Annotated in this window: 8 protein-coding genes; 3 read left to right on the top strand and 5 right to left on the bottom strand. The window is 28.5% G+C overall.

What is annotated here, in order from left to right; translation table 11 throughout:
- Window positions 1–15: 15 nt before the first annotated feature.
- Genes AXG55_RS04440 through AXG55_RS04460 form a run of 5 tightly spaced genes read right to left on the bottom strand, consistent with a single transcriptional unit; the run spans window position 16 to window position 7,432 of the window.
- Entirely contained in the window at window positions 16–3,933 is a 3,918-nt protein-coding gene (locus tag AXG55_RS04440; protein ID WP_148696926.1) for a hypothetical protein, read from the bottom strand.
- A gap of 25 nt (window positions 3,934–3,958) precedes the next feature.
- The gene (locus tag AXG55_RS04445) at window positions 3,959–4,714 is read right to left on the bottom strand and encodes a DotU family type IV/VI secretion system protein (RefSeq protein ID WP_148696927.1); all 756 of its coding nucleotides are present in this window, start codon (window positions 4,712–4,714) and stop codon (window positions 3,959–3,961) included.
- On the bottom strand, window positions 4,711–6,063 hold the full coding sequence (tssK, locus tag AXG55_RS04450) for a type VI secretion system baseplate subunit TssK (RefSeq protein ID WP_148696928.1): 1,353 nt from the start codon (window positions 6,061–6,063) through the stop codon (window positions 4,711–4,713). The genes AXG55_RS04445 and tssK overlap by 4 nt, the downstream gene beginning before the upstream one ends.
- A 19-nt stretch (window positions 6,064–6,082) precedes the next feature.
- Window positions 6,083–6,670: a hypothetical protein gene (locus AXG55_RS04455; protein WP_148696929.1), complete on the bottom strand. Its 588-nt coding sequence runs from the start codon at window positions 6,668–6,670 to the stop codon at window positions 6,083–6,085.
- On the bottom strand, window positions 6,671–7,432 hold the full coding sequence (locus tag AXG55_RS04460) for a hypothetical protein (RefSeq protein WP_148696930.1): 762 nt from the start codon (window positions 7,430–7,432) through the stop codon (window positions 6,671–6,673).
- A 508-nt stretch (window positions 7,433–7,940) separates the two neighbouring features.
- Between AXG55_RS04460 and AXG55_RS04465 the strand changes: the two genes are divergently transcribed.
- The 3 genes from AXG55_RS04465 (at window position 7,941) to AXG55_RS04475 (ending at window position 12,161) form a co-directional block, all read left to right on the top strand.
- Window positions 7,941–9,554, top strand: coding sequence for a sensor histidine kinase (locus AXG55_RS04465; protein WP_233231376.1), 1,614 nt, complete (start codon window positions 7,941–7,943; stop codon window positions 9,552–9,554).
- Complete coding sequence (locus tag AXG55_RS04470) at window positions 9,554–11,029, top strand: sigma-54-dependent transcriptional regulator (protein WP_148696932.1); 1,476 nt, start codon at window positions 9,554–9,556, stop codon at window positions 11,027–11,029. The genes AXG55_RS04465 and AXG55_RS04470 overlap by 1 nt, the downstream gene beginning before the upstream one ends.
- Window positions 11,030–11,189: 160 nt before the next feature.
- Entirely contained in the window at window positions 11,190–12,161 is a 972-nt protein-coding gene (locus tag AXG55_RS04475) for a coproporphyrinogen III oxidase (RefSeq protein ID WP_148696933.1), read from the top strand.

Genomic DNA, 12,161 nt, shown 5'->3' on the forward strand with positions numbered 1-12,161 from the left:
TCAACCAAACAAAAACTACTCATAATTGTCGGTTGTGATTTGTTTGATATTCTTTTTTTCAATATAAGGTGCTGATGTTGGAAAACTTGGAACATTGACACGGATTCCCTTTGAATTTTTTAAATATAATGAAACATAAAAAGTAATACTTTTTTCATTATTAATTGGCAATTCAAATTTTAAGTTATTGCGTAAACAAAATTTACTGTTGCCGCAATCAGCATAGTCATCGATAAACTTCAGCAATGACCAGCGATTCTTAATACCAAAATATACCGTATTATTTGAAATAAAGATATTTTTATCATCAGAAATTTTTTCTAAAGTATATTTAGAACCTTGCGCTAATGAAACAGAAAATTGTATAGGATCAGAATAACTCCAAATAAATTTCCCTTTTAAATTATTTCCTTGTACAGATCCGATGACTTCCGAACCTGTTTGCAATGACCAATTGATGAGCTGATTACCTAAGATTTCCTTGTCTGTATTGGTTCTGAAATAAAACTCAACATTCCATTTTGTAGGTATAGGGTTCCCCTCTTTATCATTTTGAGGGTTAAAAAAATTTTGAAGTTTTGTCATATTATCTACAAAATTTTGCACATCACTTCGGCCTCGGTATAGTGCGCTGAATTTTTTGAGAATGGCAATATCTTGTTTTTGCAACTGAGAAAATTGATTAAAAATTTCATTCATATCATCGAGGGAAGCGCTTCCTGTGGCATAATCTTTTGATTGAAAAGGATATTTACCTGCTAAAGAGGAATTAAATTGAAAAGCAAATTTATCATAATTTGCAAATGCCTGCTTGATTAAAAGGCTTTGACAGCGATTTTCTAGGGGAGAATAAATAGAGTTTAATTTTATGGCAAAAAAATCGTTGTGACTTAATGCAGGGGGTTGTGAAATAAATTTTTGACAAGATTCGCTTCGTAAAGGGAACATACTCATTGTGATAAAGTTTGATAATAAAGCAAAAGAATTTGTTTTTGGGGTTGCAGATAAAGCATCATTTACAACTAATAAATTTGATAATGCTCTGTCAGAACTATAATTTGTTGGATTTTTAAAATATAAATTTCTTGCTTGTAGTAAGGGCTGGATATTTTTATTAAAAAATTGTTCTAATGCTATTTTTTGGTTGTTAATGTACAATTTCAAGTTTTCTTCAGAATTCACTCCAAAAGCATGAAATGCTGGCGAAACTTCACCATTCCACCATAAAAAATCGGAATCTATTGCGGTGAAAAATAAACTTGAATTGAGTGAGTCGGAATATTTTTTAATTTGTCGATCAATTTGCTGATTGACAATTGATGATAAACTTGAGTTTATTTCATTTTGTTTAAACTGTAATAGTTGATCAGAAATTGATTTTAATATAGGGGTAGACATTTGTATATTCTGAATAGAAGGGTCTATTTGTAAGTTTGCTAGTTCTAAACTTTGGTTATTAATGTTAAATATTTTTAGTGAATTCGGTAAGTTTTTTTTCCAAAAAATGGAACTTAATGAATTTGCAAGTCTATTAAAATATATTGATAAAATTTCAGGAATTTGTAATTGATTAACAGAATTAACGGCACCTGTAAAAGAAATACTACTTTGCAAATTACTTTGGAGTGAGTCAATATCCCATAAAGCATTTTCTGGAAGATTTTCATCAATGGAATGTAAATCAGATGAAAATGGTTTGTTATTTGTAAGATGAGGTAAATTAACAGCATTGTCTTCAAAGACAGATGACATTTTTGTCAGCGCTAAAGCTATTTGCTGTAAGGCAGGATTTAGATTAAAAGTACCTGCATTATTTATCAATAAAGGAAATGTTGTACCAAAAGAGGAAGTGGTACTTAGTTGCAATTTGAACTGTTCAAATTGCTCATTGGCCATTGTTGAAATAGAATTTGATGTGTCTATACCAAATGAGGCATTTTTTTCAATTTCAGTCAGCAGCTTCTTAAATTCTGTTCCATAAAATTGGTGCATATTTTTTAAATTATCTTGACTTTTTAATAAACTATCCTGAAGAGAATTGATATCCATAAGGATTTTTTTTGATAAAGCGATATCCTGATTTTGTAAGTCTGAGTTATCTAATTTTGTTATAGAATTCAAATTAGAAACTAAGTTGTTTATAGCAATAAGAATTTCATTATTTTTTGTGTTACTTTGAATATAAATTTGGATTATTTGTTTTAACACTTCATTTGATTTTGTTTTAAAATCTGCGAAACTAAAATTAAATTGTCCTCGTATATTTTTCATATTTAAAGTTGAAAAAATATTTTTTTGAACTAATGATTTTCCACAATCAACTCCATAAAGCAAATGAGTCATGAGCGGAAAAGCTTCTGTATTTTTTACAGGATTCGGATCATTTATTAAACCATAAATTTGATTTATGCTATTATTTTCATCTACAAATTTATTTATTTTTTTTATAAGATCTGGCGATTCCAATGCGTCATTTCCTGCCAAATATTGCAGGTCAAGATTTTTTGAAATTTTTTCATTCAAATGTTGAATGAGTATAGTCGATGTAAAATTTGCTAGGCTTGAATTATATTTATCAGTCAATTCTAAATCAAGATGTGTGTACCATGTAGGAAAAAGTAATGTTGAATAAAAAGATGTTGATTGAAGAGTATTTGAATTATTTATAAGACTACAAATTTTGCTTTGAAGAATGCTCGAATGAGTTAAGTTATTTGTAACTTGTTTATAATTGCTTATATATAAATTGAGTTCCGAAAAGCTTTTAAGAAATATGTCTCTTTTTTGTCTAAGAATTTTTTGTGAACTAAAAATAGCATATGTAACAAATATCAAATTTAAGATTGTAAAAATACTTAATATCAATCTTTTGCGATTTTTATTTCGAATAAATTCATTTGAAATTTCAGATCCATTTATAAGTACTGTCGATATGTGGTTAAATGTATTTAATAAATATGAATTTTTATCAGATTGATTCAGGTTTTCGTGAAATGAAGATATATTCAAAATATAATGTAGATTTGTTAAGTTTTTATCTTTAAATTGAAAGCTTTTATAAAAGTAATCAATATAGTTTTTTGAAAATAAAACTAATCCTGATTTTAAATTATAAAAGAAACGTAATACTTGAACTTGAATTTGGGCTTTATCATTGAATTGCTGGAGGTAATACTGGCATTGTTGTTCAAAAGAATAAATACAATCATCGATTGCATTTTTAATTTCTTTGTTCAGATCATCGGTGTTTTTTAAGGTATGATGTGAAAATCCAAAAAAAGGTACTTCATTATCAGAATCAATACTAGAAACAGACTGAAATGGAGGAATTTCGTTGTATTGAGAATTTTCAATAAAGAATAAAGGGATTTTAGATTTTAATTTTAGACATATTTGTTTAAAAACTTTTGAGTATATTTTAGCTTCTTCAGAAAGATCTTTAAGGTTTGAAATATTTTTTTCAAAAGCAATTTGATTTGGAAAAATGATTATTCCGTCGAGATGATGATGTCTTCTCATTTTTAAAATAGAATTTATATTTCTCAATATGCGATTTAAGTTGATTCTTCCTGTTGATTCATTGAGTTCAAATAAATTATGATTTATGAATAAAAAGTATGTAGACTTTAAATGTGTTATTTCAAAAGGTTTTTTTGCATCCTCGAAATAAATAAGTGATTCATTTTCAGGATTATGAATATTATTAAGTTCGTTAAAATAAGAATTTGAATTTGCACCCATAACTATGAATAGATTTTTTTTTCTTAATAGAGATTTATTTTTCAATAACCAATGCATATCAAATGTAAATATTTTTAACATTTCATTTTTGAAAAATTTAGATATATCTGGATTTATTGATTTAAATAATAAAAATGTAACTGTTATAAATATCAATGCTGAAACAAGAATATAAGAAAAGATGAGAAGCATAATTAATCCTACCTAGATTTACCATTTACATGAGATTTTTTGATAATATATTTGAATTTATAATCCACATAATAATTGAAGTCATTAAAAAGAAGGCAAATAGGAAGAAATTAGAAAAGAGAAGGGAGTATATCACTTTTTTATGATACATTTCGTATTCATTATGATTTGAAATTATTAAATTATTAGGAATTAAACCTGAAATTTCAGGTGTGGATTCAAAATTTGTTTCATAGTAAAATTGATACAGTTCTGATTTAATTTGCTGAATTTTATCGACATCATGATAAGAATGATATTTTCCTCTAAATCCGGAGCAAAGACAGAAATAATAGCTTAGGGAGAGATCTCTGTATTTATAATCACGCTCAAGTAAAATTTGACTGCAATTTTCAAAAAAGAGATCGCCCGAGGATCGTGATCCAAATATGCGATTTTCAAGAGTATCAGAAGTCCAATGCATGCGACCTTGCCATTGAGTCGTTATGAGCATTTCGTCTATTAAGGAAACAAGGGCATAATGAAGAAGTCTGATGATTTCTGTACCATAATACTTTTTATACTTTTTTAAGATATCCATTTTTCGTGAAATAAGTTCTTCAATATCTTTTGAGAGATTTTTTACATCATCAATTTGATAAATAAGCTCATTCTCAGAGCTATTTTCAATGTTTTTTAAAATTAATTTATTACGTATATCAAAAAAATAGTTAATTATTTCCTCGGTAATAAATATTATATTTTCATGATGCGAACCATCATTATGCTTATTTGAAGTCATGCTGATTTCCTAGAATATAAAATAATTTCTTCAGGTAAAAAATGACTATTTGTATCAATGCTTGCTGAAACAACTAATTTAATATTTTCTCTTCGGTTATTATCTAATTTCGCATAAACTAAAAAAATATTTCGTTGGGGAATGAGCGTATCATATTTTTCTACTATAGAGCGTGATAATCCTAACGAGCGTCTTTCAAGATTTATAGAGTGATTTTCTTCATCACAGATAATTGCCGATTTAATCCAATTGATAAAGTTTTCATTTGTAACAGAATAGCTCTTTTTAAAACCGAGTAAAACAAATGAGTTGTTTTCAAAAGTAGCAATATTAGTATTAAATGATATCTGAAATTTTTTATCAATTTTTGTTAATTTTGTAATATTATAATTTGTTGGAATTTCTCTTTCTAAAAATTCAACTAAATTTTCGTGAATTTTTTCAAAGCAAGCAAGAGGGTTAAAATGATTATATTCAATAAGAGTAGGTGGCATTTCTTCAATATCGTTTGAAATAATTTGAGAATATAAATTATAAAATTCCAAATAAAGATGGAAAGGATGAAGTTGTTCTGAGTAAAGGCATGCTTCAAATCGAGGAAGACTAGACTTCATGCTCTTTAAAGCAAGGAGTCTATTATTATAAATAGCGCGATGTGTATCATGATTAAATTTGTTTAAATCTTCAAGAATATCCTGTATTTTATATCGTGTAATCATACATACTGAGTTACAAATATTCCAAATGTGAGATTTTTTTAAAACTTTTTTAGAGGGAGGTTGAAATGTTTTTAATTTAAAAAAATTATTTTCATAATGAATTTTAGCTAAAGGAAGTGCAATATAATTTGATGTCACTTCATGCTCAAATAAAAATGTAACATTTGCTTTAATCCGAGGAATAAATATTTCATCCTCACCCGTATTTTCATCGAAGGAATAAATGTTGTTATTTAAAGATTTATATCTTGAAAAATTAGAATTTAAAATACTATTTTTATTTAAGTTTTTAGGAACACAAAGTGTTAAGGTCAAAGAATCTTTACTTAAGGTTTCTTTGTAACTGCTTAAATCTATTTGGAGAGGTGTGCTATCTGATTGATAATTATAGTAATATTCCAAGCCATCTTGAAAAGTGCATTCCAGTTCTTCAATTTTTAAAATACCGCTGAGGAAAGAAGTTTCTTCAAATTTAAAATTTTTGATTCCAAATGGATAAACTGTATTTTCAAAATTTTGATAACTCACAATATTTTCACAACGTCGAAATGCTTGTTGAAAATGCTGAGGTGATAAAAGCATGCCGTCATGCCACATGATTTGATCAGGGATATTTTTTAAACTTTGCATATATTATGTCCTTATAATATCAATTAAAATGAAATGAAATTGATGCTAAAGCTTCAAATCCTGATGTACTTGTTGCAAGATTTTTAGAGTTATCGGAAAAAACAAATTGGTAGCCTCCCCCTAATGAAAATTTGAATTTTTCAGAAACATTTGTTTCTAGAAACAATACGGGTTTTAAAGTCCAAAAATATAACACGACGTTTGATTTTGTTTCAGAATTATCTAATATTTGTGTTCCATAAGCTTGTCCTGCTCCACCATAAATTTTAATTTTAGGATGAAAAATGGACGCCGCATAAGGAATGACTGTAAAGGCATTGCCGCAATACCAGAAATTATTTATTAATGTAGATTTCTCACTATCAATATAAAAATTCTGAAAAGAAGAACTACAAAATAATGAAGATTGAAAATAGTGATTTAGATCGAGACCAATTTCGGTTGTAATGGGCAATATGTTTTTATTTAGAATTTTTTTAAAACCAAAACTTTGTTCTACTAGAACATTAAAATTGTCATTTTCTTTTTTTGGAGAAATAGCCGTAACAAGGTTTTGTTGAACATATATGTCGTTATTTTGGGGAATTTGATAAGGATTAAATTCCATTTATTTCTCCATTTCTTGAAAGTAATCAAATCCTAGAGAGAAAAAGTTGAGTTTCAAATTTTTATAGGGATTTAATTGGATAGGGTAAGCATTAGCATTATTTGAGAGTCTGTTAAATAAAAAGGCTCCAGAGGCATTTGAATTGATATCGATGAGATATTTTGAATAATTTGAGTCGGGTGTGAGTTCAAAGCGATAAATTTGAACATCTTTCGAAGTGCGTAATGTTTTTATGGCATCTGCATTAAATGTAAACCAATCTTTAATAGGAATTAAAGAAATTTGTGAATAGAGTTCAGGTTTATAGATGATGACAAGTTCTGAGAGTATGGCAGAGTTGCTATTTGCATTTTTTTCAATATTAATTTGAACCGAGCAAATTTTTCCAAAAAATCTTTCTAAGAAACTTCCTGGTTTTTGTGCAACTAAATTTTTAGGAGGGACAGCGGGTGGTTGTTTACCTCCGGAATCGTCGTCAAAGCTTTTTGCTTTGGCTGAGAATTCCGAAATATTTTTTGATGTTTCCTTTGCTGTACTTGCAGCAGAATTGGCAGAATCAAGTGAAGATTTAGCTGAGTCGAGGCTAGACGCGGCAACGCTTCCCTCTGCGTGCGTTGGGAGAATAGGAATATTGAAAAAAAATGCAATAATAAAATAAAAGGGTGAAAAAATTTTCAATTTTTTTTTATGATTTTGTAATTCAATGAGAACTCCGCATAAGTATAAAAAAAAGCTGCTATATTTCTTCCTTTGATATAGCAATGAAAAACGCCTCATATTGGGCATTAAATTTTATACTATATTCAATTTTTTTTATTTTCAAGTAATAAAGTAGATTTATCTTTTAAAATCATAAAGTATATTGAAATTAAAGTTCAGAAAAATCAACATCTTAAATGTATTGAAATAAAAATATAATATTTCTTGATACATTCATTTTCTCCATATACTTTTATGCCACATAGAATTGTGATTGGTAAGTTATAGAGCACTTTTCTAACGAGTAAATGTAATAATTTTTAAGTATATACATATTTTTAGAGGGTTATAGTATTATTTAATGTTTATTAAATTTCGAATAAAATTAAAAATGTTGATAAATCGCCTTAAAATATATGGATTTATATTTAATATTAAATTTTATTTGCGCTCTCTCTTGTTTTGGATTTTAGTATTGCATATTTTGATAGGCGTGTTTGCTTTTGCTCTGAAAAGCTATAATCGAGATTTGTTTTTAAATTATTGCCAAAATTTTTTATTGAAAGTATCATTGCAGCAGCAGATAAAAATAGTTCCTTTATTCTTTAAAAAAGCTGATATCAATTCGGAAGCAGATTTAAAAGAAATAGCAAACGGCTTCAGTCAAATAAAAGATAATTATGTTTTTTTTGTATATAGCATAAAAAACAAAAATTTAATTTATAACTTTGATGGTATTGATAAATACTCGTATATTTATGACTTTGCTTCTCGAGAATCTCTTTTCAAAAAAGCGGAACGAGATATCTTTAGCTCCAATGAGCTTGGGTTACAGTTTTTATATCCAAACTTCTTTTTTGCCATTAAAAATATAAAAATTAATCATGAAGACTTTTATATTTTTTTAGGATCCAATAACCATGCTGTTAAATGTTTTAGTGATTCTTTAATTAAAAATACTTTTTATATAGACACATTAATCATATTTATGCTTTTTTTTCTTTATATATTGGTAACAATTTTTGCTGTAGCTCCTATTTTTTTATTTATTCGGAAATTTAATAGGAGTCATTTGAGCTCTAATATTTTTAAAGTAAAAGAAGTTTTTGAGTTTAATCATATTAAAAGACTTAGAGTAACTCTATTACATTCATTAAGAAAAATTGAAAAATTTGAAGTCGAAAGACTTCATATGATAGATAATCTTATTAAACATCAAAATGATGTTGAAAATGGTAAAATAGTGTCACAAATTATTCATGATTTAAAAAGTCCTCTTGCCGTTTTTGAAGAGATTTTAAATAATCGCCATATTAAAAATAATATAGTAAATAGGAAAGCAAATTTAGCTTTTGCAAAGATGAATTCTCTTATAGAAAGTATTAGAGATCCTAAAAAGGAAAAATATTTAAATAAAGAAAAAAAAATGTTCGATATGTCAAGACTATTTTCTGAAATAAAATGCTATGCAAAAACTAGAAATGTAAAAATTATTATTTCTCCACATTTCAATATTCCAGAAATATATTGTGATCATCTTAAAATTGAAAGGTGTCTTCAGAATTTAATTCGTAATGCAATTTATTATTGTCATTCTTTTTGTAAAGTAGAGTGGCAAATAAAAAATAATAGTGATCTTTATATAGAAGTTATTGATGATGGAAATGGAGTTTCTTCTGAGATTGAAAATACTATTTTTGAATGGAGAATTACAGGCAATAAATTAGAAGGAACGGGAGTAGGACTTAGTTATGTGAAATATGTAGCAGATATTCATGGGGGTGAAGTCTCATACTTCAGAAGAAATAATGCAACAGTTTTTTATTTATATATTCCAAATATTTTAAATTTTAATCAAAATAGTATGAGTTCGAAATTAGTGCGTAATTATAATTCTATTTTTGATTTAAAAAATGAAATATTTTTTTTAGTGGAAAATCATTTATATATAAATAAAATAAAACATATAAAATGGCCAAATAATATAAAAATAGTATATCTTAAAAGCTGTGATATTGAGATTGATTTTTCTAAATGTTTTTGCTTTTATACTGACTCAAGCACAGATTTTATCGAAAAAGCATTGACATTAGGTGTAAGTGTAGTGCTTCATAAGCAAGACTATAGTAGTCAAATAATTCTTAAAAAGGTCTTACAGACAAAAAAAATGAATGGTGTAAAATAATGATTCTTGAAGAGCTCAGTATTTTAATTGTGGAAGATTCTAAAGATGAATTGGAAAAATTCATTATACTTTCTCAATCATGCGGATTACAGGCTTTTGGAGCCTCTACGTTAGATGATGCCAAACAAATGCTATCTCTAAATGGATATGACATTTTATTAACGGATATTCATTTAGGAAATGAAAATGCAGAATCAAATAAATTAGGGTTTGAAGTAATTCAATTTGCATTGGAATCGCAACCGCAACTTATTATTTTAGCCATGTCATATGATTTAGACAAATCTGTGTTTGATAAGGCATTAGAATTAGGCGCCTCACATTTTATAAGAAAGCCTATATATAATTCAGATGAAATATTAATTTATATTAAAATGGCTTTACAAAAAAAACACTCTAAAAATATTAATAGCTCTACTGATTTTAGTATCAATAAATTCATTGATGATAAGTCTTTTAAAATTTTTAATAGTGGAGTTATTGTATCTGCAAAACATGATAAATTTTTATCTGGTGTTGCAAAAAATAAAAAAATTCCATTGGTTCTTTTTGGTGAAACAGGAACAGGAAAAGAAGAATTTGCTAAAATATTACATAAAAAAAGAGTGGATCAAGAAGGTGTAATTCCTTTCATAACAGTAAACTGTCCTTTGCTTGATAATGATTTGACTTCATCATTATTATTTGGACATAAAAAAGGTGCTTTTACCGGTGCAAATGAAACAACAAATGGTTATGTTGCCGCAGCAAATGGAGGGATTTTATTTTTAGATGAAGTTCATACGCTTGATTTAACAACACAAAGAAAATTACTTCGCGTTTTAAATGATGGAAATTATAATAGAGTAGGTGATTTGCGAAGCATACATTCTTATTTTCAATTGGTCGTAGCTACGACTCGCGACCTTGATGAAGAAGTGGAAGCAGGTCGCATGCTTGCTGACTTTAAATATCGTATTAGTGGTGCGGAACTAGTGTTAGATCCTCTTCGCGAAAGACTTGATGACATTCCTTTTTTTGTGGCTATTTTTTTTAGACGTGAGAAAATTGATGTCTCAGAAGATTTAATTTATGAAATCAGTGAAAAATGTAAATATTGTAATTGGAAAGGGAATATTCGTCAGTTATTCCGTGTTTTACAAAGGATGTTAATTAATGCGCAACTCCATGAAGAAGTTTTAAATATTAGTCATCTGGTCATTCCAAGTAATGACCCAAAAAATTTAATTTCAAGAAAAATTAAAAATTGCTTATCTGAAAATAAATTCGCAATGAATGAGCATGAGTCTCATGCAAAAAGTTTATTGGAAAATGCTTTTCAAAATGATTGTTCTTTAAGTGAAACTATGGATGCTATTGAAAAATCTATTTTAATTAATGCTATTAAAAGGCACAATAGCATTGCAAAGGCTCATCTTGCTTTGGGAATCAGTCGTAATGCAATTGACGCAAAAAGAAAAAAATATAAAATTTAATCATCTTATTGAGACACTCTTTCATTAGCAGATTCTAAAATTTAATTTTTATTTTCATTGCATTTTATTCATAGAGGTGATTGCAAAATCGATCCTAACAGGTGTATCTCTCCTGAGGAGTGGTGCCTTAAGCTTACCGATTTAGAGAAGGAGTTATTCTATGAAAAATGACCTTAATATGAGAACCCAGGATTTCCTAAATCAAAACTCAATCATATCAATTCAGAGCTTGCCGAAGAGCGCTCTTGCCGATCCCTCATTTCAAGATCCTATTTGGGAATTAGCTAAAGACAATGGTTGCGAAACCCCCTTTTCAAATGAATTTTTGCAGCTTTTGATTTATGTAAGAAATATTAATAAACTAGCTTTTCATACTGCCGAAGGCGCGGAGGCTTGTACAGCAAAATCATGGCGTGCCAAAGAACACAATCCAGATAGAAATTTAAATGGAGGTGGTGTCATGACTGTGATACGTGCCAACCATCTTGAAAAATCCGCTGTAAATTATAGCTGTGTTTGGGGGCCAAAATATCCCGCTATTGAAGGAGAATACGCCAATAAGCCTTTTGCGGCCGCAGGTGTATCGCTTATTTCACATCCAAGAAATCCTTATGCCCCCATAATGCACCTTAATGTGAGGTGTATTAAGGTATTTGATCAAGGCAAGGTCACAACTTGGATTGGCGGCGGGGCCGATCTCACACCTATGGTACCTTATGCGGAGGATACAGAACTCTTTCATAGTGCAATGAAAGAAGTATGTGAAAGAACTCCTCATATTGCAAATTACGACAAATATAAAAAATGGGCTGATGATTACTTCTTTATCCCACACAGAAAAGAGTCTCGTGGTGTTGGTGGTATCTTTTTCGACTTTGTAAAAATTGAACAAGAATCAGATATGTCCTTACTCCTCGATGTGGGACAATATGCAGCAAGAGCTTATGCCGAAATTTTATCTCGACGTATTGATACCCCTTTTGACAATGCCCTTCACGAAAAGCATCTTTATTGGCGCGGCCGCTATGCTGAATTTAATTTGGTTTATGATAGAGGCACAAAATTTGGTTTGATGTCCGGTGGAAATCACGAGGCCATATTTTGTTCTTTACCCCCTCAAGTAAGATGGTGA

It is taken from the genome of Silvanigrella aquatica (assembly GCF_001907975.1).
Classification (GTDB): domain Bacteria; phylum Bdellovibrionota_B; class Oligoflexia; order Silvanigrellales; family Silvanigrellaceae; genus Silvanigrella; species Silvanigrella aquatica.